We start from the raw sequence: 26,608 nt of genomic DNA on the forward strand, positions 1-26,608 counted from the left end.
TCCGGAGCTTTGCTAAGCATATACTATATTTCAAAATTACCACATTGTCATACCGTTCTATTTTACATAATCCATAATATAGGTATCCGTTACATCTAAACCGACTAACTTATGTGAGTGAATCGGAGACTGTTTGTTTATCCTTCACACTATAGGTTGCTAATACGTAAGCAATCAATGATAACACGATCGATGAAACAACGGAATGCATTCCGAATGGCTGTGGGTAAAACGCCTGGAATGCGATATAGGAAATCATACCGGTTATAATCGCAGCGATTGCACCATACTTATTACCTTTTTTCCAATAAATTCCCATTACTACCGGCCAAATAAATGCTGCCTCTAACCCGCCAATGGTATACAGGTTTAACCAGATAATTAAATCAGGCGGGTGGATTGCTATCAGGTATACAATTAAACCTAATACTGCTGTCACTGTCATACTGATTTTTCGGATCCTTTTTACTGGCGCTTTTGGCTGGATATAATTGCTGTAAATATCTTTAACAATCGTCGAGCTTACCAGTAAAAGTAAAGAATCGACGGTGGACATAATCGCTGCTAACGGAGCGGCTAACACTATCCCAGCCAGCCAGCCAGGTAATACTTCGAGTGCAACTAACGGAATGACCGTATCGGCCACTTCAATATCCGGCAAGATCGGACGGGCAAATACACCGATTAAGTGCATGTTTAGCATGATAACACCAACAACGATCGTTCCAATGATAAGTGCACGATGAAAAGCACTCGTATTTTGATAGGACATCGCGCGCACTACTATTTGAGGTAACGCGACAACCCCTACACCAACTAAAATCCAAAAAGACGATACATACATTGGGGATAAGGTACCGTCTGCACCATAAGGAGTGATCAGGTTGGGGTTTTCTGCCTGTAAATCGTTCATGATAGCTGATATGCCACCACCTGAAATAATAATGGCAATTAACAAAATAATGGTTCCAACGACCATAATGCTTCCTTGGATAGAATCCGTTAAGGTAACAGCACGAAATCCACCGACCGTAACATAGATTAGTACAGTCACTACAAAAATAAGTAAAGCGGAATGATAAGATAATCCTGTAATCGATTCAATTAACCGTCCGGCACCAATCCACTGTGCCGCCATGGTGGAAAATAAAAAAATAACAATACTGAATGAGGACAATAGGACGACCCATTTTGATTGATAACGATGTTTCAAAAAATCTACCATTGTAATTGCCTTATATTTTTTGGCGGTAATTGCAAACCTTTTACCTAATATCATTAACGTAAAATACCCGGTAGCTACTTGAATTACAGAAAGCAGTACCCAGCCTAATCCTTCATTATAGGCAACACCGGGACCGCCGATAAAGCTGCTTGCACTTCCATATGTAGCAGACATCGTCATCGCAAGCACAAATCCGCCTAAACGACGTCCCCCCAGATAATAATCCTCCATAAATGAAGTGTTGCTTTGATTTCTTCTGCTCACCAATAAACCCGCCAGGAATATCAAGGCAAGCGCTCCGAATAATGTAATAGTTGCTGCAAGATTCATAACTGATCATACTCCTTATCATCTAGCGAAAAATCCTTAAAGAAAAATCTAACCACGATACTTACCAGTACTATCATTAGGATCACCCCAACAATACAACTGTAAAAAAACCAGGCTGGAAAACCTAAAATAAATGTATATTGATCGGGTTCTTTGCTACCCAGACCATAAGCAAAAGTAAACCACCAGATAAAATTAAACAGTACTAAACATATCCCAATGATGGCCTCCCGATTTGCCATTTTAAATCGTTTATCCAAGTGATGTTTCATCATAATAACCTCCCTAAAAACAATACCTATCCTAAAAAGTAAACCATAATCGACTTTATGTGACAAGACAACCGCAGGAAATCACCTTTGATAATACTAGCAGATTACCCTGTTACGTGGTAGCCTATTTATAAAACCTATTTTAGTAGTGTACAAAGGAGTAAGTGGCGTGCTAAAGAAATTTTTGCAGCAATCTTCAACAAAATACATAGCAATGAAACAAATATATTATTTTCTGCATCAGAATGGATCGACCACGAAAGCAAATCTGGTGGAACAGCTAAAGATGAAACAGACAACCGTTAACCGACATTTGGAACAATTGCTTAAAGATCAGATTATTCAAATTGGCCAGTACGAAGCATCATCTGGTGGCAGACCACCCTCTTTATTTGAGGTTAACCCAGAAGCAGGATTCATAATCGGAATTGATTTGTCGCGTACAAAAACTACATTAACTCTGGTCAATAGCAAGTTTGACGATGTTGATCACTATTCATTCATGATGACGGAACAACATACCCCTGCACATACGATCTCCATCTTGGCAAAGCAAATAAAGCATCTGCTGGACAAACACCAAATATCCAGCGATATGGTACTTGGGATCGGAATCGGTACAGTAGGGCCGATCGATAGAATAGAAGGAATGATCTTAGAACCGGATGCTTTCATAGCAGAGGGCTGGCATCATATACCTTTAGTAAAGGAACTAAAGGAAAAAGTAAATATTGATACAATTCGCATCGAAAATGGTGCGAACCTTGCTGCGTTAATGAGTGGACATAACTGTCGTGATACCATTTTGTATTGCATTAGTGGTCGTGGTTTGCGTTGTGGTGTGGTATCTAACGGCTCGATGATCCACAACAAAACTGGTGATGCAAGCTCTTTTGGCGAGATGATATTAGATCTGCATTATGGAACTTCTCTTGCATCATTAATTTCTTATGACTATTTGCTAAAAGATGTCAATCGCCGCTATCAGGAACAGCATTCCCGAAAATTTCTTGATTTTGAAAATAAAAAAGATGCTATGGATCAATTATTAACTGCGTTGCAGCAAGGAGATGCTATTGTTCAAGAGGCAGTTTCTGACTCTGCATTTATGTATGGAATAGGAATCGCGAACATGGTCAATGTTTTACATCCAGATAAAGTGGTATTGAATAGTGAACTCACCATACACTATCAACCGTATTATCAAAAAATAGTGGAGACGGCGAAGCAGCATATTAAAAGGATTGAACGGGAACCTGTCTCGTTTACGATGGAGCAGCAGCGTGATCAGATCATTTCCTTAGGTGCCTGTGCCCTTGTTTTTCAAGGCTATTTTTCCTAGGTCTCTTGTTATAGTAATTACATTCTTTTAAACGACCAGTTTGTATCATTTAACGCAAAAGGATGCTTATTTAACAATGTTTTTAGACAATGATAAACTTTTCTAAAAAGAATTGAAATTATCCGGACTTATATGTTGTTTCCCTACCTAAAATAGGTTATATTTATTGGTGTAATGATTTAATCATTACAAGATTTGGATGGGAGTTAAGTTAAGTAGGAGAAAGTGACTTCTAATGGGGGTATAAGACGTGACACAGCAGGAATCCAGTGAGAGATTCTGGAAAAAGTTTTACGGCCCAAATATGGGTTACGTACAAGAACAGTATGAGCTTTATTTGGAAAACAAAGACTCAGTAGATCCATCCCTGAAAGAAATGTTCGATCAATACGGCGCACCAACGGAAATTACAGAAGGTCAACAAGCAGAGGTAGCAAGTGGAAAGAGCTTATCGTCTGACATAAGTGCCAAACATTTAACCTCAGCAATCAAACTTGTTGAGGCCATTCGTCGTTACGGACATTTGAAAGCAGAAATCTATCCCGTAGGCTCTGGTATTCATACCGATAGTTCACTAGTCGATCCGAAACATTACAATCTCAGTAAAGAGGTTTTGGAAGCGATTCCGGCAGAATGGGTGTGGGATCAGACTATTCAAGGAATTACGACAGCTCAAGATGTAGTTGAGCATTTAACGGATCAATACGCTGGAACGATTTCGTTTGAATATGATCATGTGAACAATGATCTGGAACGTTTATGGTTTCAAGAGAATATCGAGTCAGGTAAATATCGTTTTCCGTTCTCAGATGAAGAAAAGAAACAATTATTAGGAAAAATTGTGGATGTCGAGGGCTTCGAGAATTTCTTAGCCAAGACATTTGTTGCACAGAAACGTTTTTCAATTGAAGGTTTGGAAATGATGGTGCCCATATTAGACCGCATCGTACAGAATTCCTTTTATGATGAAACGGAAGAGATTTTAATGGGTATGGCCCACAGAGGTAGATTAAGCGTATTAACGCATATCCTAGGTAAGCCTTATGACAAATTATTCTCAGAGTTTCATCCTTCAGCAGATAAGGAATTAGTACCATCTTCACCCGGCTCCAGAGCCATTACATATGGCTGGACTGGTGATGTGAAATATCATTTTGGTGCAAAACGCGATGTTGGTGAAGAGAAGCCATCTCCAACTAAAATTACATTAGCACATAACCCTTCCCATTTGGAGTTTGTTAACCCGGTTGTGGAAGGTTTTACAAGAGCAGCACAAGATTTTCGTTTCGAAAAAGGTAAACCTGAACAGAACGTTGATAAAGCATTTAGTATTTTAATACACGGAGACGCTGCATTTATAGGAGAAGGTGTTGTCGCTGAAACCTTTAACCTCAGTTCGTTAGAAGGATACAGTACTGGAGGTACGCTTCATATTATCGCGAATAACCTTGTAGGGTTTACGACAGGTCAACGTCAAGGTCGTTCTACCAGATATGCCAGTGATTTAGCGAAAGGCTTTGAAGTGCCAATTATTCACGTAAATGCAGATGACCCGGAAGCGTGTATTTCTGCAGCTATGTTAGCGTATGACTATCGCAAAAAATTCAGAAAGGATGTATTAATTGATTTAGTTGGTTATCGTCGATACGGCCATAATGAAATGGATGAACCGCGTGCGACTCAGCCGAAACTGTACAAGTCAATTGATGAGCATCCTACTTGTGCATCTGTTTATGCGAAACGATTACAAGAACAAAATATCGTCACTGAACAGGCTTTTGAAGAAATGAATGAAGCTGTCTTCAATAAACTGCAGGGTATTTATGATGATATGACAGAAAGTGTCAATGAGAATCCAGAGGCAATGCCGGTACCGCAAGCATTGCGTCAAGGTCTGAGTGACATTGAAACAGCAGTCCCGAAGGATTTATTAATGTCATTAAATAAAGATCTTTTGCAAAGGCCAGACGGTTTTCAATCCTTTAAGAAGCTCGAAAAAATCTTATCAAAGCGTCACAATACATTTGAAAAAGAAGCCAAAGCTGATTGGGCTGTAGGGGAAGCTTTAGCTTATGCATCGATTTTACAGGATGGTATACCGATCCGTATGACCGGACAGGATTCAGAGCGTGGTACATTTGCTCACCGTCATCTCATGCTGCATGACGTAGACAGCAGTGATACGTATTGTCCAATGCATGGGCTGGATGAAGCAAAGGCAACGTTCGATATTCATAACAGTCCCTTATCAGAGGCAGCTGTACTCGGCTTTGAATATGGATATAGTGTGAAAGCACCGAAGACGCTTGTTATTTGGGAAGCACAATTTGGTGATTTTGCTAATGCAGGACAGGTAATTTTTGATCAATTTATTTCAGCAGGACGTGCGAAATGGGATGAACGTTCGAACATGGTGATGTTATTGCCGCACGGTTACGAAGGGCAAGGACCGGAGCATTCCAGTGCAAGAGCGGAGCGGTTCTTAACAATGGCAGCAGAAAATAACTGGATTGTTGCTAATGTCACAACAAGTGCTCAGTTCTTCCATTTGTTAAGACGTCAGGCAGCATTGGTGGATAGTGAAGCTGCCAGACCGTTAGTAGTCTTAACGCCGAAAAGTTTACTGCGTAGTCCGCGTGTTGTTTCGAAGATCGAAGAATTTACAAACGGAAAATTCGAACCAATGATTCCACAGCCTGGTTTAGAGTTAACATCGAAGAAAGCAAAACGACTGTTAATTGGTACAGGTAAAGTGATGGTTGATATTGAAGAGAAAATGAGTTCAAACCAAGACCAATATCAGGATATTCACGTCATTCGTCTCGAACAAATCTATCCATTCCCTGAAAAGAAAATTCAGGAAGTTATCGATGGTTGTCCGAACCTGCAAGAAATTGTTTGGGTACAGGAAGAACCAAGAAACATGGGTGCATTTAATTTCGTCAAAGAGCTACTCTTCCGAATGGTGGAAGATACAGAGCTTGCATTGCATTATGTTGGACGTTGTGAGCGTTCTTCGCCATCAGTTGGTGATCCACATATTCATAAAGCAGAACAAAGACGCATCATTAAAAGAGCATTAGAGCTATCTGAAGGAGGAGAAACCAATGAAAGAAGTTAAGGTCCCAGAATTAGCAGAATCCATTACAGAAGGTACGATAGCAGAATGGCTTGTCAGTGAAGGTGATTCCGTTGAAAAAGGCGACCCGATCTGTGAGTTGGAAACAGATAAAGTAAATGTGGAAGTGAATGCAGATTTTTCAGGAGTCATTGCTGAATTCGTAAGAGAAGAGGGCGACGACGTTGAAGTAGGAGAAATCATTGCCAAAATTGATGAAAGCGGAGATGCATCTGGTAAATCTGAGGACGCTCCGAAAGAAGAGCAGCCTGCGAAGGAAGAACCGAAGCAGGAAGAAAAGCAAGAAAAGAAACAAGCCTCTTCTTCTGACTCAGGGAAAGAAAGCAAAAAAGATGAGGTTGTAGCCTCTCCTGCGGCTAGAAAACGTGCCAGAGAATTAGGGATCGATCTTCAGGAAATCAGTGCAGCTGATCCACTTGGCCGTATTCGTCCTGAAGATGTTGAAAAAGCAGCAAAAGCAAAAGATAATAAGAACAGCAAGGATAAAAAGCCGGCAGCATCCAGTTCCAATGAAAAACAAGCGTTTGATAAGCCGGTAGAAAGAGAAAAAATGACCCGCCGCCGTCAAACGATTGCTAATCATCTAGTAGATGCGCAGCACAATGCGGCAATGCTTACAACGTTTAATGAAGTGGACATGACAGCTGTGATGAAGCTTCGCGGCAAACGTAAGACGAAGTTTCAGGAAAAACACGGCATTAAATTAGGTTTCATGTCTTTCTTCACAAAAGCTGTTGTTAGTGCATTAAGAGAATTTCCATACTTAAATGCTGAAATTCAAGAAAACGAAATCGTGAAGAAAAAATTCTATGACATCGGTATTGCCGTATCTACTGATGATGGACTTGTCGTGCCGGTTGTCAGAGATGCTGATCGTTTAGACTTCGCTGGTATCGAATCACAAATTGCTGATCTTGGTACAAAAGCGAAAAACAAAGAATTACAGATCAGTGATTTACAAGGCGGTTCCTTTACGATTACCAATGGTGGTATTTTCGGATCGTTATTATCGACTCCGATACTAAATGCACCACAGGTTGGTATCCTTGGAATGCACAGCATCCAAAAACGTCCAATGGTAATGCCTGACGATTCAATCGAAGTTCGCCCAATGATGTACATTGCGCTTTCTTACGATCACAGAATCGTAGACGGTAAAGAAGCCGTACAATTCCTTGTACGTGTAAAACAATTACTCGAAGATCCATATGATTTATTACTAGAAGGTTAATGAAAAGCACTTACCTGTTTGACAGGTAAGTGCTTTTCTATTAGGTAAGAAGGTATATAAGTACAGACATAGAAGTAATCAAGTTAAACATGAAAATGAATTCTTATAATAAGAATTATATAAAGTAGCAGCTCTAAGCTATGTGGTAAATTTGAAATAATGAAACTGCTAGTATATCGCTCCACAATTAATGAGACAGGTAGGATAGGGAGCGCTATTTGCAAAATTCACACCTTAATTTGATGATATACAATGCCTAACACAACTGCTTTTAGCTGTTCCATACGTTGTATCTATCACATCGAGATTTGTATCGTTTAGAAGGAAAGGAGACAAAAGTGGGAGGCATCGATCGAGATTTGTAGCGTTTAAAAAGAAAGAAGACTAATGTATGGTTTTGTTGTCCGGAGCGGAACCCCAGCACATGAATCATTTCAAAATGACCACTCTGCTAGTTGGAGCATAATCCGTATTATAAGACCCCATACTTCTTATTGAAAATGATTCTGCAATAGTATAGTGCCTATTATCTAACAAAATATTCTCACATTACAGTTTATAGAGAATACCTCTCTATGCCGTACCCCAAGCTTAATTATACCAATACTTATGTAAATATTATTAAAAATTTCTGACAAAAATACTTAATCATTCTCCTACTGCTTGCATACAATAAAATAATACAAGCGAGGAGGGGATTAAATGGCTGATGTTAATTTTGTGATTGCTGAGGAAGATTGGTCCCTCCATCGAAAAGGGTTTGATGACCAGAAACGACATCAAGACAAAATAAAAGAAGTTATCAAAAAGAAGCTGCCAGATATTGTGAGTGAAGAAAACATCATCATGTCTCGAGGAAAAGAAATTATCAGAATCCCGATTCGATCCCTTGACGAATATAAAATTCGTTATAGTCAGTCCAAAAATAAACATGTCGGGCAAGGAGACGGAGAAAGCGAAGTAGGCGATGTCGTTGCACAAGACCCACAACAACAGCAAAAGGGACAAAAAGGTGAGAAAGCAGGAAACCAACCTGGAACTGACTATTATGAAGCAGAAGTAGACTTTGAGACAGTAGAAGAGACATTTTTTTCACAATTGGCATTACCCAATTTGATGGAGAAAGAACAGGATAATATTACAATTACAGATGTAGAATTTCGTGATATTCGTAAAAAAGGTCTCATTGGAAACATTGATAAGAAAAGAACCATGCTTGCTTCTTACAGAAGAAACGCGTTAGAGGGGAAACCTTCATTTAACCCAATTTATCCAGATGATTTACGTTTCAAAACATGGGATAACATTGAAAAACCTGAATCGAAAGCAGTTGTGTTAGCGATGATGGATACGAGTGGTTCCATGGGTCAGTTTGAGAAGTATGTGGCACGCAGCTTTTATTTCTGGATGGTCCGGTTTTTACGACAAAAATATGAAACGGTAGATGTGGAGTTTATTGCTCACCATACCGAGGCGAAAGTTGTCGATGAAGAATCGTTTTTTACAAAAGGGGAAAGTGGCGGGACTATATGTTCATCTGCTTATCGTAAAGCATTGGATTTAATAGAAAAAAAATATCCTGCTAGTCGATATAATATTTATCCATTTCACTTTTCAGATGGTGATAATCTAACTTCTGATAACAGAAGATCGATAGAGGCTGTGCAAGCATTATTAGAAGATTCGAGTATGTTTTGCTATGGGGAAGTCAATCAATACAACCGTTATTCAACACTGATGCAAGCATTTAAAGATGTCGATCACCCACGGTTCAAACAATATGTTCTGCGTAGCAAAGAAGATGTATTCTACGCAATGAAACATTTCTTCCATAAAGAAAACGTCGATGCTAAATAGCATCGGCGTTTTTTTGTGATACGTAATGAAATTACATAATAACTGTCCTGGTGGCAAATTGAAATAATAGCAGTATGTGCTCTTATATGGATTATGCCATCAACTAGCTTGGCTTTTGATATGTTCTTGAGTGCAGAAGCATTATCTTAGCACAGGAATCATTTCAAAATTACGACTAAGCTAGCATTACATAATCCGAATTAAATCAAATGTCATAAGACACATTAATAAGAACATGCCAAAAAAATTAGGTGATTTAAGGATGTAAGCCCAACTGATCAGAAATTGATGTTATAATCAAAGCGGAAAGAACACACATTATGTAAAAAGAAGGAAATGACTGAAACTTTTTGTCGAGCTATATCGTCTAATATATAACAAGAAACTAATTTTGGAGGAAGACAAGTATGAAATATTGGCTATACACAATGACAGCAATGATGACATTTTTTCTGCTAATCGGGTGTAATGCACAATCAGCGGTACCTGAAGGATACTATGCGTACGAGAAAGACAAGGTGGAACAAGCCGTTCAATCCCTAAATTTCAATCCCGAATTACCGTCATTTGTACCGATTGTAGCCGATATACTTGTTACCGATAGTTTCTATTTAAAAGAGCTGGATAACCAAGCTTTTGATATTACGATTTTTACGAATGCTAATGACATTTTCACCATACAACTGATAAATGGAGAATTAGAAGAAGCAGAGGATGAGTTTGAATCTGTTGCACTGGATGACTCATTAGAAGGATATTATCAGGATCATTCTTATTCCAAAACATTAAAATGGGAAAAGGATGATATCACATACCAAATTATTTACCGGCCAAGTGAATCTGACATTTCCAAGGAGCAATTAGTCAAAGTAGCTCAATCTTTTGATGCATTATGATTTCTAAAAATAGTTGCAACGATAGTATGATTTATAGTACTATCGCTGTTGGGTCAACTTTTCTTTACCAAAAGGAAATATTAGATTAATATTTCCTCCTTTCGGGTAATGTAAACATAATAAGACAAACAATCTATAAAAGGAGGAAATGGTGTGGGGATTGTACTTGGATTAATTGCTATCGCTGTTGTACTAGCTATTGCCTATGCGATGTCGAATAATCGTAAAGAAATTAACTATAAAGGGATCGGCATCATGTTATTGGCACAGTTGATTACAACATGGTTTATGTTTAAAACACCAATCGGTGAAGCAATTATTAACTTTATTTCTGACGTGTTTAATAAACTGATTGAGTTTGGTACAGAGGGTGTTAACTTTGTAGTGGGTGGCATTTCAATTGAAGAAAATTCTACCGTATTTTTCTTTAATGTATTGCTTATCATTATATTCTTTGCAACCCTTTTATCCGTGCTTACGTACTTAAAGATACTGCCGCTTATCATTAAATACTTCGGTTGGGCTTTATCTAAAATTACCGGCCTGCCGAAAGTAGAATCATTTAATGCAGTAAACAGTATGTTTTTTGGGCAATCAGAAGCATTGCTAGCGATTAAATCACAATTTCATCATCTGAACAACAATCGCTTATATATTGTAAGTGCTTCGGCGATGGGATCAGTATCTGCTTCTATTATTGGGGCTTATTTACAGATGCTACCTGCGCAATATGTATTAGTGGCTGTACCTTTAAATATGTTCAGTACTTTAATTATTGCTTCCATGATTGCTCCGGTTAAAATTGACAAAAAAGACGATAATGTGGATATTCAAGACGTTTCGGAAGCAAAAAGTCTGTTTGAAGCGATGGGGAATGGTGCATTGGATGGTGGACGTATTGCCTTAATCGTAGCAGCAATGCTTATCGCTTTTATTGCAGCACTGGAATTAGTGAACTGGGTATTCGCTGCTGTGTTTGCAGGTATTACCTTGCAAGAAGTATTAGGTTATGTGCTGTACCCATTAGGATTTCTGATGGGAATTGCACCAGGTGAGTTATTAGAAGCAGGAAGTATTATGGGTACGAAAATTATTACCAATGAATTTGTGGCAATGCTTGAATTGCAACCCCTTGTCGGAGAGCTTTCTGAGAAAACAGTTGGTATTGTTACTGTATTTTTAACAAGCTTTGCTAACTTCAGTTCTATTGGGATTATTGCCGGTACCGTGCAGGGAATTGACAGTGGAAAAGGAGCCGTCGTATCTAAATTTGGTATGAAGCTGTTAATAGGTGCCACACTAGGTTCCGCCCTTTCTGCTACTATGGCTGGGCTATTCTTATAATGTAGTAAAAAATCAGGTGTTCACTTGAGCATCTGATTTTTATAATATGCTAGAAAAAATATGGGTTCTTATAATACAGATTATGTAAAGTTCAACTGTATGACAATATGTTAATTTTGAAATGTTGTATATGCGTAGCAAAGCTCTCGAAATATGCTCTGCGTCCTGTGGGCACGGTGTGGTTGGGGGGGAACACATAAAACATTTCATAATGACCATATCGATAAAATTTCTAGTATTTCTTGACATAATCTGTATTAAACGTTACTGCTGGATGATTTGAATAAGGTTGCCACATGTATCGTCAAATACTGCTAATGTAATATCCCCCATATCTGTCGGTTTCATTGTAAACGTCACACCATTTTGCATTAATCGTTCATACTCTTCATGAATATTTTCAACGCCAAACATCGTTACAGGAATGCCATCCGCGAAAAGCTTCTCTTGATATTCTTTTGCAGCGGGATGCCCATTCGGTTCGAGCAATAGCTCTGGACCATCTTGTTCATTTGGAGAAACGACTGTTATCCATCTCGCTTCTCCAGCAGGAACGTCATGTTTTTTTACAAAGCCAAGGGCTTCAGTGTAAAACTTCAGTGCCTTGTCTTGATCTTCTACGAATATACTGGTAACTATGATATCCATATATTATTTGCCTCCTTTGGTAGTGGTGCTTCATCCATTTATAAGCAAAACATTTATGCGTAACTTCCTACCGATTTTAAAGGAATTTATTCTATCCACCTTTTTAGTAAATTCTTTAGTGGTTCATTGTTGAAAATAATTACTCGATATTTTCCCTTTCGTCTTGATATGACGAGTTCGGCATCTTCCAATACAGACAGATGTTTAGCTATTGCTTGTCTTGAAATGGATAGATCGTGTTTCATAATAAGACGTGCCGTAAGTTCGTACAATGTCAACTCGTTACGTTCGGATAGTTCGTCTAATATAAGTCTTCTTGTTGAGTCACCCAGTGCTTTAAATATAGCGTCTTTGTTCTCATCCATATCTTCATTATAAGCAACTATTTGGTTGCTTGTCAATATAAGTAACCAAATAGTTGTATGTAATCACTTCCTTTATTAAAAATTTTTAATGCGTACTTGTTTATTAATTCAAAAAAACTTAGTTCAGTGGTTATACTTTGTGGTGATTTCGTGATATACTGTAATCAGAATTAATAAAACGCTTTCAAAGGTGGGTGGAATGTTCATGAAAATACAAAATCCAATTTTAACCGGTTTTAATCCAGATCCAAGTATTTGCCGCGTTGAGGATGATTATTATATTGCGGTGTCAACGTTTGAATGGTTCCCTGGTGTAGGTATTTATCATTCTAAAGATTTAAAGAACTGGAGACTAATTGCACGACCATTAAATAGAGTCAGACAATTAGATATGAAAGGCAATCCGGATTCAGGGGGAGTCTGGGCTCCACAATTATCGCATCATAATGGTCAATTTTACTTGATTTATTCTGATCTGAAAGTTGTGAGCGGCGCCTGGAAGGATGGCCATAATTACTTGGTTACGGCGTCAGCAATCGATGGGGAATGGTCAGATCCGATTTACTTAAATAGCTCTGGCTTTGATCCATCCCTTTTTCATGATGATGATGGGAAGAAATACCTTGTCAACATGAAGTGGGATCATCGTGATGGTAATCATAGCTTTAACGGAATTGTGTTACAGGAATATAATCATGAAGAAAAACGGTTAACAGGTAAGCCGCAAATCATTTTTAAAGGGACGAATAGAAGATTAACTGAGGCGCCGCATTTGTATAAATGGGATGGTTATTATTATTTATTAACAGCAGAAGGTGGTACCAGATTTGAGCATTGCGCAACCATAGCACGTGCTGCCGAACTGACAGGGCCATATGAAGTACATCCTGATAATCCGTTAATCACATCATGGCCGTATCCGGAAAATGATTTACAGAAAGCAGGTCACGCTTCGATTGTCCATACCCAGACAGATGAGTGGTTTCTCGTCCATTTAACCGGAAGAGTATTGCCGAAAGATGATCAGCCTTTACTCGATCCGAGGGGGTTCTGTCCTTTAGGGAGAGAAACAGCGATCCAAAGACTGGAGTGGCAGGATAATTGGCCGTATGTTGTGGGAGGAAATCAGCCTTCTGTGGAAATTGATGGTCCCCGGCTGGAGGAAGTAATATGGGAAGGCGATGTTCCAGTGCAAGATGATTTTGATGAAACACAACTGAATCTACATTTTCAAAGTTTGCGAATTCCATTGGAAGGAACGATTGCCAACTTGACAGAAAGACCTGGACATTTGCGGCTGTATGGCAGGGAATCGTTAACGTCATGTTTTACCCAGTCTTTCATAGCAAGAAGGTGGCAGCATTTTACATTTCAAGCGGAAACGAAGCTGTCATTCCAACCAGAGGATTTTCAGCATTCAGCGGGTCTGGCTAACTATTACAATACTGGCCATTGGACAACTTGCCAGTTAACCTGGCATGAAGAAAAAGGGCGAATTCTTGAGCTGATGACATGTGATCAAGGAAATATGACCCAACCGCTAAAAGGGAATGAAATTCTTGTTCCAGACGAAGTAGAATACGTATACCTGCAAGTGAATGTCAATGTTCATACGTATCGGTATGCGTATTCGTTTAATGGTGAAACATGGAACGATATTCCTGTGGATTTGTATGCCTATAAAATTTCTGATGATTATATAGAGGGTGGAGGTTTCTTTACGGGAGCTTTTGTCGGAATGCATTGTCAGGATTTAACGGGACAGAATAAATATGCGGATTTCGACTATTTTATCTATCAATCATAAGGATAAGAAGCGAAGCACTCTATTAATGAAAATGAAGAATGATGAAAAGGTGTAGCTATTTATTATATAGCTACACCTTTCTCAATTTGTTCTTTCTAATTTTTGCTGTAAATAATACATCCGTCCAAATAGAGTGATAGCTCCTGCTGATAATCCAACTATTAATCCTACCCAGTATCCAAATGCATCGAGTCCGGTATAGTTGGCAAAGAGCCAACCGCTCGGCAACCCGATTAACCAGTAAGACACAAGTGACATCCAGAAGGTAATGTTGACGTCTTTATATCCACGTAAAATTCCTTGAACAGGAGCTCCGACCGCATCCGCGAATTGAAAGAAGATCGCATAGTAAAGAAACTGTTTCGTTAATGAGATCACTTCTTTTTGATCACTGTAGAGACTCGCCACTTGATTATCCAGTAGATAAATAATTCCTCCTGCAAGAAAAGCAATAACGATCCCGGACAGAATGCCCATATAGGAGTAGGTACGTGCATCACGGAAGCGTTTGGCACCTACTTCAAAGCCAACTGCTATTGTCAAAGACATTGCAATACTTAGTGGAATCATATATAGAAATGAAGCAAAATTAATGGCCGCCTGGTGCGCGGCAATTGTGTTAGTACTATATGCACTAAGCATAAATGTTACCGCTGAAAAAATACTGACTTCGAAAAAGATCGAAAATCCGATCGGAATGCCTATCCGTAATTGCGAGATCCACTCTGTTACAGATGGTTGTACAAGCTTGTGAAAGATTCGGTGATCACGAAACGGACGGACATAATGGACAATCCATATCGATAAAAGAAGATTGACCAGAAAAGTTAAAGCAGATGCAATACCCGCTCCAATGCCACCAAACTCGGGAACACCAAATTTACCAAAGATAAAAATATAGTTCAGTAAAATATTGACAGGTAAAGAAATTAGTACAATCGCCATCGAAATTCTTGTATGACCTAATCCGTCGATGTATGATCGAATAAGGTTATAGACGAATAAAGGAATCATACCCGTACCTATGGAAAGAATATAGTATTTAGCAACATGCTGAACGCGTGATTCTAAATCCATTAACGATAAAATAGGATCAATTAGAAACAATCCGGCAACAGTGACAATGATGCCAAGACCGATAGCAAGATATATACCTTGTTGCACTGTAAAAGGTATTTTTGCTTCTTCCTTAGCACCAGTCAGCTGTGCCACGATCGGGGACATAGCCATCAAAATACCAACAATCGCCATTTGCACCGGTACCCACAGGCTTGAACCGATCGCTACTCCCGCAAGATCACTGGCGCCAGCTTGACCAGACATAATCGTGTCAAAAAAATTCATCGCATACATACTTACTTGCGTGATTAGAATTGGAATCAGTATAATCATAAAGAGTCTTATTTTTTCTTTGAAAGTAGTCGTTTGATGCATAATTTTATTCTTCCTTTGTTTTAAGCAATACGAGGATTATAACATATAATGTGAAGAGAGAGGTCGGTTTATTTATGACAACGAAACAAATTATTTTTACAGGTGGTGGAACAGCGGGGCACGTGATGGTGAATCTTGCTATTATTCCAGCGTTTATCAAGGAAGGGTGGACGATTGATTACATAGGATCGAAAAATGGTATCGAAAAAGAATTAATCGAGCCGCTCGAAGGTGTGACCTATCATGCTATTTCTACGGGGAAATTACGACGCTATTTCTCCAAAGAGAATTTTAAGGATCCTTTTAAAGTCTTAAAAGGAACATGGCAGGCACATCGGATTATTGGCAAGAAGAAACCAGCGGTCATTTTTTCGAAAGGTGGTTTTGTCTCTGTACCTGTATTGGTAGCGGCACGGATGCGCGGGGTGCCGGCAGTTATCCATGAATCGGACTTTACACCAGGATTGGCGAATAAATTGGCGATCCCGTTTGCCAAAAAAGTATTAGCAACATTTCCAGAAACGGTGGATTATTTACCGAAAGAAAAAGCAGAATGGATCGGTGCAGTTGTTCGTGAAGAATTATTTACTGGAAGCCGTGAAAAAGGGTTAACATTCACCGGATTTACGAACAACAAAACAGTTCTGTTAATAATGGGAGGGAGTGCAGGATCCCAGAAAATAAACAAAGCAGTACGTGAAGCTTTGGATACGTTGTTACCAGATTTCAATATCATTCACATTTGTGGGAAAGACAATATAGATGAGGATATCGACAGAGAAGGTTATGTTCAATTTGAATATGTGCAGGATGAATTGCGAGATTTGCTGGCACTTACCGATATAGTGTGTTCACGTGCAGGGGCAAACGCCATTTTTGAATTTTTGGCACTCAATAAACCAATGTTGTTGATTCCTTTGTCGAGACAGGCAAGCAGAGGGGATCAAATTGTCAATGCTCATTCATTCGAAAAACAGGGATATGCTCACGTTCTAGAAGAAGAACAACTGACAACAGAATCATTAATTACAGAAATTGAACAGCTTAAGAAAGAAAAAGTCACGATTAAGGATAAAATGACCAAATACCGTTCCAGTGAAGCGAAAGAAAAAGTGATCGAAATAATCAAAGAACAAGCACAATAAGCAGTTTGCTTTTGCTTGCCTTATCTTTTCATTAGAATAGAAGTAGATCGAATAAATGAAGGAGGCGTTGGAATATGAGCTTACGTACAACCAGGAAATTGAATAACGGAACAGAGATTCCTGCGATCGGTTTAGGTGTATATAAAGCCGAAGCTGGAGAAGAAGTCTATCAAGCTGTCAAATCTGCCTTGGAATTAGGATACCGTCATATCGATACCGCTTCTTTATATGGCAATGAAGAAGGCGTCGGGCAGGCGATTAAAGACAGTGACGTACCACGTGAAGAAATTTTTGTCACGACTAAGGTGTGGAATGATGAGCAAGGCTACGAGGAAACAAAAGCAGCATTCACCCGCAGTTTAGAACGTCTGCAAATGGATTATGTCGATCTTTATTTAGTCCACTGGCCCGTACCAGGTAAATTTAAAGAGACATATAAAGCATTAGAGGATATTTATCGTGACGGCAAGGCGAAAGCAATTGGTGTCAGTAATTTCGAACCACACCATTTAGAAGAACTGCTGGAAACCGCAGAGATAACGCCGGTCGTTAACCAGGTAGAACTGCATCCACAGCTGCAGCAACAGGCTGTACGGGATTTTTGTGATAAGCACAATATTCTGGTAGAAGCGTGGGCGCCTTTAGGTAAAGCACGTTACTTCGATCATGCTGTGTTACAGAAACTAGCTAATAAATACAATAAACAGCCCTCTCAAATCATTGTTCGCTGGCAATATCAAAGTGGTATTATTACAATACCGAAGTCCGTGCATAAAGAACGCCAGCGTGAGAATATAGATATCTTTGATTTTGAATTAACAGATGAAGATATGAACAAAATGAAAACCATCGATGCTAACAACCGTCTTGGCGCACACCCAGACGAATTTGATTACGGCGTATAAATAAAAAAGCCCGGTTCCTCTTCACGAGAAATCGGGCTTTCTTCATTATTTTTTAGTAGCCTTTTTTGACAAGGTCCAGTTTTCCTGTTGCTGGGTCGATAACAAGACCATGGACAGGTACATCTTCTGGTAATAGTGGGTGATTTTCAATAATGCGGACTGATTGTTCTACATTCGCAGTCACATCATTAAAGCCGGTTAACCAATCTTCTGGTGCTTTCTCTAAACTGTCGATCGCTTTTTGGTCAATTCCTTTTTCCTTCATTACATCAACAAATTGATTGGTATCAAATCCATTCATACCACAGCCATGATGAGCGATAACAAACACTTCATCTGCTTGCAATGCATGAATAGCTACTAAGATACTTTTCATCGTACTGTCATACGAATCATTTAAAATCGCACCAGCATTCTTAACCATTTTGACATCGCCATTTTTTAGGTTTAGTGCATTGGGCAAGAGTTCTACAAGTCGAGTGTCCATGCAAGTAAAAATGACTGCACGCTTATTTGGAAATTTATCGGTTTCAAAACGTTCAAAACCTTTTTCATCTACAAACTTTTCATTATAGTCTAGTATTTCGTCTAATAACATCATGCCACTCCCTTTTTTTCTACTAGTATCTAATATAAAACAATATGGTGAATCCTTCAAACAAAATGTTATAATAACACTATCAAACACGTGCGATAATGAGGTGTGACATGAAGCGTTCAGACCGAGAAGATTGGGATATCATAGACGAAGACTTATATGAAGATATAGAGCCTGAAGAAATGTATGAGCTGGTGCAGGAAGAGCGTCAAAAATTAAAAGAAAAAGAACGTCTAGCTTCAGAAGAAAAAAAGAAATCGATTTTTCCGAAATGGGCGTTTTGGCTGATTGCCGCAGCGATGTTTATTCAAGTTATCGCGATTATACCGCAGACCTTCTCGATACCGGCAATTGATTTCATTCAAACATCTGCCAAGTTAATGCAGGATGAACAGGTACAACAATATCGTGAAGCTGTCGTGGTGATTGAGGGTGCGGACAATAAAGGAACAGGGTTTGCCATTTCAGAAGATGGGTATATTGTGACGAATTATCATGTGATTGAGGACCAGCGAACGATTACTGTAGCGTTTGAAGAACAAGGTCTCTTCGATGGCGAAGTAGTGGAGACTTATCCAGAAATCGACTTAGCTCTAATTGATGTAGAAGCGGATAACTTGCCTCATTTTGAAATAGCGAGCGGACAACAGCCAGACAAGGTCGAAAATGTATTGTTCATTGGTAATCCCCTTCGCTTCAACGGCATTGCCAATCAGGGAGATATTATCGGTCAGACAATATTATCTTCCTGGGATCAATCCGTTTATATGCTGGATGCTCCAGTCTATCGCGGGAATAGTGGTAGCCCGGTAATCAATGAGGCAGGAAAAGTCATTGCGGTTGTTTTTGCTACTCAAAAGAATGCTAAGCATGGCAGAGTAGGTTTAGCGGTTCCGATATCTTATCTCGAATCTGAAAATCTCCGGTAATAGCTGGAGATTTTTTAGTGCGTAGTGTTTTCATATTTAGAGACAGTATGTAATCGTCGAAACATAGTGACGTTGAAAATGGATAAAGAAATACGTTTAAACTTTTTCAAAGAGGGTAAATAGAATTCTTTAAGAAATTTGAAGAAAAATAGCCTAATGACCTACTTAGGTTTATGGATTATCTGTGCAATTTGTATCAGTATAAGCAAATAGAACTATTAATTGAAAATAAATTTTAATGAAATGTAATTGAAATATGGTAGATAGAAATATTTTTTTCTTATACTCTATAGAAAGTGACAAAATTAAACTGGTGAATTGTGAATAATTTTTGATAATACAGACAAAAAAGCTTTCATATAAAACGAAAATTGTAAAGGACTGGTGGTGCTGAATATGTTAGAAAGCCAGTTAATCGATAGAGAATATAGATTAGAAGACGATATTGAACGTATACAGCGGGGTGATGAACGCTTACGAAACGGAATAATTAAAGCATACCAACCGTTTATCGCAAAGTGTGTATCAGAGGTTTGCAAAAGGTATATTAAACGACAAAACGATGAGTTCAGTGTAGGGATGATCGCGTTTAATGATGCAATTGGAATGTATTCACGGGAGAAGGGGGCTTCGTTTTTAGCATTTGCACAAGTCATTATCAAACGAAAAGTAATCGACTACATAAGAAAAGAGCAAAGACAATATATGTATCCGTCTTTGGATGCAAATGATGACGAAGAACTTGAAGAAACGCCGATTCAAATCTCCGAGGCGAAGAAAATATTTCAATTGGAACAGGAATCGTGGTATCGCAAACAAGAAATCATGGAATTGTCGAAGCAATTGCGAGATTACAAAATATCATTTGGAGAATTGACGGTCATTTCTCCAAAACACCGTGATGCACGAGAGTCGGCAGTAAGTGCAGCAAAAGTGTTAGTAGATGATGATTCGTTAAAAGAGTATGTATTACGTAAGAAAAGAGTGCCAATTAAAAAATTGTTAAAAGTAGTACCTGTAAGTAAAAAGACGTTAGAACGTAATCGAAAGTATATTTTAACCGTTTTTATCATTCTTACGGGTGATTATGTCTATTTAAGAGAATACCTTGAGGGGGTAGATCTGTGAAAAAAGGAATTGTTGTGGAACATCGGTCACGATATACGATCGTAATGGACAAACATGGGGTGTTCCACAAAGCAGTACCAATTAAGCAAATAGAAATTGGTATGGAGACCTTTTTCCATGAAAAAAAGTCTTTTTGGCATCAATTTTGTATGTTTTTTAAAGGATCCAATTGGAAAATAGTACCGATGGCATTAATCTGTTTGTTGCTATTAAGTCCTTTATACATATTGGTTACAGAAGATCAGGCCTATGCCGTAGTAAGTATTGATATTAATCCAAGTTTAAATGTAACAATCGACGAAAATTATCGGATTATTGATGTTGATCCGATTAATGATGATGCCAAACAACTAATGAAAAGTTTAGAAATGGAAAACCATACCATTACATCCCTAACAGATGAAATATTTGAAACGATCAAGCAAAACGGTGGAGAATTTGAGACGGGACACCCGATGCTGATGGCTGTCAGTTTTTATAATGGAGAAGCTGATGAACAATTTGAAGCTCAGTTAAATAATCATTTTCAATCACTTGGTTATCAGGTTGCCATCTATGAAGTGCCAGAAGCGTTTCGAACAGAGGCAGAATCTGAGCATGTCTCGATGAATGAATTAGCAGCAAAAACCATTACTGCTGGAAGCGATTCTGATGAGAACGCAGACAAAGTTGGATCGGAAGGTGACATTTCTACATCCTCTATCGATGCAGATGAAAAACAAATCATTGAGAATTATTATAATGATAATAAAGCGGATACGTCTGAACCAGTTAACAAAGACGAATCGAATGGGAATCAGGAGAAGAAATCAGAAGTCGAAGATATGGATACAACAGCTAATCAGGAAGAAATAGTGGTAAGCGTACCTATAAGTAAGAGTGATGAAGAAGAGCAGGAGCATAAGAAACAGGAAGAAAAAAACGAAGAAGAACAAAAAACGCAAAAAGAACTTGAAAAAGCCAAAGAAAAGGCACAAAAGCAGCAAGAAAAAGCAGAGAAGAAAAGGCAACAATCGATTAAAAAGCAGTCAAGAAAAGAAGAGAAATTTTCTGAAAGAGGGAAGTATTTCAATAATAATAAATCCGATCAATGGAAAAATAGAAATGATTGGAAAGGAAAAGAAGACGATAATAAGGAAGACTGGCAAAGTTGTTCAGAAAATAAAAAAGAAAAAGACCAAAGAGAAAAACGCAATCATTTTAATTATAAGGAACATCATAAATAAAAAGATAAACCGACAACTGTCACCTCGTTTTAATTTGCAGGTGACAGTTTTTATTGTGTTTGAGCACACTATCAAAAGGTATGGAGACAAGCGTGAGGAAAGAGAATTCTTCTAAACTAAGTTATAATTTACCTAACAGCGACAAGAAAGGGTGGCACATACATGTCGAAAATTGATTTATCCAATTTTGAAAAAAAGATAGTTGTACGAAACCTGACACACGATGATTTTGATCAAATTTTTGAGTTACAAAAGAGATGCTTCCCAAAAATGGATCCGTGGAAAAGAGAACATTTGGAAAGTCATCTCAGTATTTTTCCAGAAGGTCAATTTTGTGTAGAATATGATGGACAGATTATTGGCAGCTGCTCCAGCCTTATTATTAATTTTGATGAATATGATGATCAACATACATGGGATGATATTACGGACCAGGGATATATAACAAACCATAATCCAGAGGGCTATAACTTATACGGTATTGAAGTAATGGTGGATCCCTCATTTCAAGGGATGAAGATAGGCAAAAGATTGTATGAAGCACGAAAGGATCTGGCCCACCGTATGAACTTAAAAAGTATTATTATCGGAGGCAGAATTCCGAATTATCACCAATATCAAGACAAATTGACGCCAAGAGAATATGTTGAGGAAGTAACGTACAAAAATATATATGATCCAGTGTTAACCTTCCAAATTATGAACGGTTTTTCTGTCATGCGGATTAATCCGAAATACTTACCGGATGATAAAGCTTCTGCACAGTATGCAACATTGATGGAATGGAACAATATTGAGTACCATCCGAAAACAAAACGCCACTTTAAAACCGCTTTTCCAGTAAGGATAACAGTTATTCAATATATGATGAAACGGATTGAATCATTTGAAGAGTTTGCGAAGCAAGTGGAATATTATGTGGATGTTGCTTATGATTTCGGTTCTGATTTTGCTGTATTTCCGGAGATTTTCACTGCACAGTTAATGTCTTTTATCGATGAGAAAGTACCGTCACAGGCGATTCGAAAACTGTCTGAGTTTACCGAGGACTATATTGAATTATTTACTGATTTAGCGGTGAAGTATAATGTCAATATTGTCGGTGGATCTCATTTCGTTGAAGAAAATGATCATATTTATAATATTGCGTATTTATTTCGCAGGGACGGAACGATTGAAAAACAATACAAAATTCATGTCACACCAAACGAAAAGAAATGGTGGGGAATCCAGCCTGGTGACCAGGTAGGTATTTTTGATACCGATTGTGGTAAGATTGCTATTCAAATATGCTATGATATTCAATTCCCAGAGTTAACCAGATATGCCGTAGATCAAGGTGCAAATATTATTTTTGTTCCATTCTGTACAGATGACAGACAAGGATATTTACGAGTAAGATATTGTGCGCAGGCACGTGCTGTCGAAAATCAGGTGTATACAGTTATAGCTGGTACTGTTGGTAATTTAACGCAAGTGGAAAATATGGATATCCAATACGCGCAGTCTGGCATATTCACGCCATCAGACTTCGAGTTTGCACGGGATGGAATTGTAGGCGAATGTAATCCTAACATCGAGACGGTCGTCGTTGGAGATGTTGATTTAGAAATTTTAAGAAGACAACGTAAATCAGGTACAGTAAGGCAATTGCGTGATAGACGTCATGACTTATTTGAAATCAATTACCGGGGAAATAATTAAAATGATCAGCAACTGGAATGCTCCCCAGTTGCTGTGATCTGATTTATTTAGTTTGTTCTAATAGCATTTGACTGACTAATGCATGGTCAATATAATGCATTAATTCTTCATGTGTATTCATTAAATAATCTCGCGATCGGGGATAATGGTAGGCATGTAAAAACTGCTCAATTTTCTTTGACAGTAAATCATCATTGGTTCGAACCATTAACACTAATAAATCGTCCCATTGTCCCCACAACATATAGTACAAGGCTTTATCATAATCGATACTTGTCAAAATTCTGATCCCCCTTTTTTCAAATTAGAGATAGGAAACACAAAAACGAGTTGGGGAATTACAATTATTATTTGCTCAAGTAATTCAAATACTCGGATGAACTGTTGGTGTTACTGGCAAATATTAAGAAGAATAACATAAGCTTTTTCCTCCAAAACTATGGTTGATCCTATAATAAAAGGAGGGAAAAGCATGAAGCTGTCAAAACCGGCTATGGCATTAACATTTGCAGCTACTGTATCACTTGTTGCTTGTGGCGCTGACGAATATGGTCAGGAAAACGGTGAATATAATGGTAACACGGGTAGTCCAATAGGCTATAACCAAACGTCTAACCAACCATCAACAGATCGTGATAATAATAATGAGCACACAAGACAAATTAATAATAATGATGAATATATGTTCGATGACCGTACCAATCGTGGCGATGGAAAGAACGCAGATGTGAAGAATAATTATGAGGTTGCAGATAAAGCAGCGGATCAGATAGCGAGCAAGATTGAAGGGATCGATCGTGCTTATGTCATTACAACCGATAATAATGCATATGTTGCAGCAACTTGGGATAAAGAAAACAATGGTGAACTAACCGACAAAGTAAAAGATAAAATTGCAAAAACTGTTAAGTCTGTAAACAAAGATATCGACAACGTGTATGTATCCACCAACCCTGACTTCTTTGAGTTAGCAGGTCAATATTCGAATGATATTGAAAGTGGACAGCCTGTAGAAGGATTCTTTAATCAAATGGGCAACATGATTGAAAGAATTTTCCCTGCAAACGAAGAATACACCGATAAGAATAGCTAATACAGTATATGCCGCATGCAATCGAGTTGACAATCGATCGCATGCGGTTTTTCTTATCTGCAGAGAAATGTCATTAAGGCAAATTGCATTAGATTAAAAAAAGTAAGGTTCTGATAATACGGATTATGTAAAGTAAGTTTTTGCAAAAAGGCCATTTTGACATATGGTAGGTGCATAGCAAAGCTCCGGAAATATACTCCGCGTCCTGTTGCGTCGGCCTCAACTTCCTCGTGATGAGCAAAGATCGCTTTCCTGCGTGATTTTCGGACACGACTGAGTCTCCGCATATTTCCTACGCTTAAGGAAGTGCTACAACGTTTGTACCAGTTAAAAGCAATGGTGCTAATCATTATGCTGATCAAAATCAAATATACCATTGATGGGTAGCGCTCAAAACTAATTATTACATCAGTTGTAGAATTCATACCTTAGCGTAGGCCAACCACGTAGACTCCCGCGGGACGTGCAGGTGCTGCAGAACCACAAAGTCTGCACCGGTGTCTACTAGTATCGCTTCGAAGTAAGCTTCCTCGGTGCAGGGCAGCAAAGAAGTAATTCGTGTAGTAGCCTAGCTTCAGCCGTGCCCCGCAGGACGCGAAGTGGTTGGCCGGAGCATCCCAGCACTTGAGTCATTTCAAAATTACTACTTAGCTAGTTGACATAATCCGTATTATGGGAAAGGATCTATATAATATAAATAGCACTGAAAGATTTGCTTGGTTCTGATAATTTTACCTGAATTTGGAGTCGGAAATGGCAGTTCATTTTTTTGAAAGAATGCGGTTTTTATGCTATATTAGTGTCAATTTCCGATAAAACAGATTAAAATAGTATGAATTAACATATATGGAGGAATGAGTGTATGGGGAGAGAATTTCTGGACGTGTTTGAAGAATGGGCTTCGTCCTACGATGAAGCCGTTACTGGGCACGATCCTCAATATAGAGATGTGTTCGAACGATATGATACAATATTAGGTGAGGTAGCCCAGTTGGCAGAAGGGTCAGTGTTGGAATTTGGTGTCGGTACAGGGAATTTAACAGAAAAGATTATCGAAAAAGGTCAGCACGTGATCGGAATAGAACCATCCGAACCAATGCGCAAGCTGGCAAAGGAAAAATTACCAGACCTGCCCTTGCAGGAAGGAGATTTTCTATCCTTCCCAACTGTAGACGAACCAATTCATTCCATCGTTAGTACGTATGCCTTTCATCATTTAACAAAAGAGGAGAAGCAGGAAGCAATAGCTAATTTCTTTTCGTTGTTAGAGGAAGGTGGTAAGGTAGTTTTTGCTGATACGGTTTATGAGAGTGAACCAGCAGAACAACAGATCAAACAGGAAGCAGAGGAAAAAGGCTACCATGACTTGCTGGAAGATTTAAATCGAGAATATTATCCACATCTGGAAGAATTACGACAGTTATTCACGGAAAGTGGTTTTCATTTTGAAGCAATGCAGCGAAATAAATTCGTTTGGATTTTCGTAGCAGAAAAACAATAAGAGGAGTGGTTCTCATGACTAAAAAAATGAATGTAGAAAGCTTTAACTTAGATCATACAAAGGTAAAAGCACCTTATGTCCGCTTAGTAGGTGTAACAACAGGGCAAAATGGTGACAAAGTGTACAAATATGATATCCGCTTCTGTCAGCCGAATAAAGATCATATGGACATGGCTGGATTACACTCTATTGAACATCTAATGGCAGAAAACATCCGTAATCACCTGGACTATGTTTTAGATATCGGACCAATGGGATGCCAGACTGGCTTTTATTTAGCGGTTATCAACAATGACAGCTTTGACGATATAACAGAAGCATTAGAAAAGACTTTGGAAGATGTAACAAACGCAACAGAAGTTCCCGCATGTAATGAAGTGCAATGTGGTTGGGCGGCTAACCACAGCTTAGAAGGTGCGAAAGACATCGCAAGAAATATGTTAGCAGGTAAAGACGAATGGCATATCGTTTTTGCTGAATAAGAAGAGG

At 38.5% G+C, this 26,608-nt stretch carries 23 protein-coding genes; 16 read left to right on the forward strand and 7 right to left on the reverse strand.

Translation table 11 applies throughout. The features are described 5' to 3' along the window. Positions 1-109 precede the first annotated feature (109 nt). A complete protein-coding gene (panF, locus tag MUN88_RS11510; protein ID WP_244715143.1) occupies positions 110-1,555 on the reverse strand; it encodes a sodium/pantothenate symporter in 1,446 nt (481 codons plus the stop codon). After that, complete coding sequence (locus tag MUN88_RS11515; protein ID WP_244715145.1) at positions 1,552-1,830, reverse strand: YhdT family protein; 279 nt, start codon at positions 1,828-1,830, stop codon at positions 1,552-1,554. The genes panF and MUN88_RS11515 overlap by 4 nt, the downstream gene beginning before the upstream one ends. Positions 1,831-1,996: 166 nt before the next feature. Between MUN88_RS11515 and MUN88_RS11520 the strand changes: the two genes are divergently transcribed. From MUN88_RS11520 to MUN88_RS11545, 6 genes are all read left to right on the forward strand, one after another. Beyond that, positions 1,997-3,169 (forward strand): ROK family transcriptional regulator, encoded by a 1,173-nt coding sequence (locus tag MUN88_RS11520; RefSeq protein ID WP_244715147.1) that lies wholly within the window; start codon positions 1,997-1,999, stop codon positions 3,167-3,169. Positions 3,170-3,473: 304 nt separating this feature from the next. Then, positions 3,474-6,290 carry a 2-oxoglutarate dehydrogenase E1 component gene (locus tag MUN88_RS11525; protein ID WP_244724481.1) on the forward strand — a complete coding sequence of 939 codons (2,817 nt, stop codon included), beginning with the start codon at positions 3,474-3,476 and terminating at the stop codon, positions 6,288-6,290. Beyond that, a complete protein-coding gene (odhB, locus tag MUN88_RS11530; protein ID WP_244715150.1) occupies positions 6,277-7,539 on the forward strand; it encodes a 2-oxoglutarate dehydrogenase complex dihydrolipoyllysine-residue succinyltransferase in 1,263 nt (420 codons plus the stop codon). The genes MUN88_RS11525 and odhB overlap by 14 nt, the downstream gene beginning before the upstream one ends. A gap of 702 nt (positions 7,540-8,241) precedes the next feature. Further along, positions 8,242-9,396 carry a sporulation protein YhbH gene (yhbH, locus tag MUN88_RS11535; protein WP_244715152.1) on the forward strand — a complete coding sequence of 385 codons (1,155 nt, stop codon included), beginning with the start codon at positions 8,242-8,244 and terminating at the stop codon, positions 9,394-9,396. Positions 9,397-9,803: 407 nt separating this feature from the next. Beyond that, positions 9,804-10,292: a DUF4367 domain-containing protein gene (locus MUN88_RS11540; protein ID WP_244715154.1), complete on the forward strand. Its 489-nt coding sequence runs from the start codon at positions 9,804-9,806 to the stop codon at positions 10,290-10,292. Between the two features lie 153 nt (positions 10,293-10,445). After that, positions 10,446-11,636, forward strand: coding sequence for a NupC/NupG family nucleoside CNT transporter (locus MUN88_RS11545; protein ID WP_244715156.1), 1,191 nt, complete (start codon positions 10,446-10,448; stop codon positions 11,634-11,636). Between the two features lie 264 nt (positions 11,637-11,900). On the opposite strand, the gene MUN88_RS11550 is transcribed toward MUN88_RS11545, so the two are convergent. Further along, positions 11,901-12,284 carry a VOC family protein gene (locus MUN88_RS11550; protein ID WP_244715158.1) on the reverse strand — a complete coding sequence of 128 codons (384 nt, stop codon included), beginning with the start codon at positions 12,282-12,284 and terminating at the stop codon, positions 11,901-11,903. 86 nt (positions 12,285-12,370) lie between these two features. Further along, a complete protein-coding gene (locus MUN88_RS11555; RefSeq protein WP_244724483.1) occupies positions 12,371-12,649 on the reverse strand; it encodes an ArsR/SmtB family transcription factor in 279 nt (92 codons plus the stop codon). 205 nt (positions 12,650-12,854) lie between these two features. Between MUN88_RS11555 and MUN88_RS11560 the strand changes: the two genes are divergently transcribed. Then, complete coding sequence (locus MUN88_RS11560; protein ID WP_244715160.1) at positions 12,855-14,456, forward strand: glycoside hydrolase family 43 protein; 1,602 nt, start codon at positions 12,855-12,857, stop codon at positions 14,454-14,456. Between the two features lie 81 nt (positions 14,457-14,537). Here the strand turns inward: MUN88_RS11560 and MUN88_RS11565 are convergent, their stop codons facing one another. Continuing rightward, a complete protein-coding gene (locus tag MUN88_RS11565) occupies positions 14,538-15,890 on the reverse strand; it encodes an MATE family efflux transporter (protein WP_244715162.1) in 1,353 nt (450 codons plus the stop codon). Between the two features lie 74 nt (positions 15,891-15,964). On the opposite strand from MUN88_RS11565, the gene murG reads away from it, so the two are divergent. Both murG and MUN88_RS11575 read left to right on the forward strand, forming a co-directional pair. Then, the gene (gene murG / locus MUN88_RS11570) at positions 15,965-17,035 is read left to right on the forward strand and encodes an undecaprenyldiphospho-muramoylpentapeptide beta-N-acetylglucosaminyltransferase (protein WP_244715164.1); all 1,071 of its coding nucleotides are present in this window, start codon (positions 15,965-15,967) and stop codon (positions 17,033-17,035) included. Positions 17,036-17,109: 74 nt separating this feature from the next. Beyond that, on the forward strand, positions 17,110-17,940 hold the full coding sequence (locus MUN88_RS11575) for an aldo/keto reductase (protein ID WP_244715166.1): 831 nt from the start codon (positions 17,110-17,112) through the stop codon (positions 17,938-17,940). 52 nt (positions 17,941-17,992) lie between these two features. On the opposite strand, the gene MUN88_RS11580 is transcribed toward MUN88_RS11575, so the two are convergent. After that, entirely contained in the window at positions 17,993-18,541 is a 549-nt protein-coding gene (locus tag MUN88_RS11580) for a beta-class carbonic anhydrase (RefSeq protein ID WP_244715168.1), read from the reverse strand. Between the two features lie 107 nt (positions 18,542-18,648). On the opposite strand from MUN88_RS11580, the gene MUN88_RS11585 reads away from it, so the two are divergent. The 4 genes from MUN88_RS11585 (at position 18,649) to MUN88_RS11600 (ending at position 23,525) form a co-directional block, all read left to right on the forward strand. After that, positions 18,649-19,467 carry a trypsin-like peptidase domain-containing protein gene (locus MUN88_RS11585; protein ID WP_244715170.1) on the forward strand — a complete coding sequence of 273 codons (819 nt, stop codon included), beginning with the start codon at positions 18,649-18,651 and terminating at the stop codon, positions 19,465-19,467. 396 nt (positions 19,468-19,863) lie between these two features. After that, positions 19,864-20,595 carry an RNA polymerase sigma-I factor gene (gene sigI / locus MUN88_RS11590; protein WP_244715172.1) on the forward strand — a complete coding sequence of 244 codons (732 nt, stop codon included), beginning with the start codon at positions 19,864-19,866 and terminating at the stop codon, positions 20,593-20,595. Next, positions 20,592-21,821 (forward strand): anti-sigma-I factor RsgI family protein, encoded by a 1,230-nt coding sequence (locus MUN88_RS11595; protein WP_244715175.1) that lies wholly within the window; start codon positions 20,592-20,594, stop codon positions 21,819-21,821. Before sigI ends, MUN88_RS11595 begins: the two co-directional genes overlap by 4 nt. A gap of 162 nt (positions 21,822-21,983) precedes the next feature. Further along, positions 21,984-23,525: a bifunctional GNAT family N-acetyltransferase/carbon-nitrogen hydrolase family protein gene (locus MUN88_RS11600; RefSeq protein ID WP_244715177.1), complete on the forward strand. Its 1,542-nt coding sequence runs from the start codon at positions 21,984-21,986 to the stop codon at positions 23,523-23,525. 43 nt (positions 23,526-23,568) lie between these two features. Here the strand turns inward: MUN88_RS11600 and MUN88_RS11605 are convergent, their stop codons facing one another. Further along, a complete protein-coding gene (locus MUN88_RS11605; RefSeq protein ID WP_244715179.1) occupies positions 23,569-23,805 on the reverse strand; it encodes a YhdB family protein in 237 nt (78 codons plus the stop codon). A 192-nt stretch (positions 23,806-23,997) separates the two neighbouring features. On the opposite strand from MUN88_RS11605, the gene MUN88_RS11610 reads away from it, so the two are divergent. The 3 genes from MUN88_RS11610 to MUN88_RS11620 all read left to right on the forward strand — a co-directional run bounded on the left by MUN88_RS11610 (position 23,998) and on the right by MUN88_RS11620 (position 26,601). After that, positions 23,998-24,618: a YhcN/YlaJ family sporulation lipoprotein gene (locus MUN88_RS11610; RefSeq protein WP_244715181.1), complete on the forward strand. Its 621-nt coding sequence runs from the start codon at positions 23,998-24,000 to the stop codon at positions 24,616-24,618. A gap of 862 nt (positions 24,619-25,480) precedes the next feature. Continuing rightward, the gene (locus MUN88_RS11615; RefSeq protein WP_244715183.1) at positions 25,481-26,119 is read left to right on the forward strand and encodes a class I SAM-dependent DNA methyltransferase; all 639 of its coding nucleotides are present in this window, start codon (positions 25,481-25,483) and stop codon (positions 26,117-26,119) included. A 14-nt stretch (positions 26,120-26,133) separates the two neighbouring features. Further along, positions 26,134-26,601, forward strand: coding sequence for an S-ribosylhomocysteine lyase (locus MUN88_RS11620; RefSeq protein ID WP_244715185.1), 468 nt, complete (start codon positions 26,134-26,136; stop codon positions 26,599-26,601). Positions 26,602-26,608 lie beyond the last annotated feature (7 nt).

This window comes from Gracilibacillus caseinilyticus (assembly GCF_022919115.1).
Classification (GTDB): domain Bacteria; phylum Bacillota; class Bacilli; order Bacillales; family Amphibacillaceae; genus Gracilibacillus; species Gracilibacillus caseinilyticus.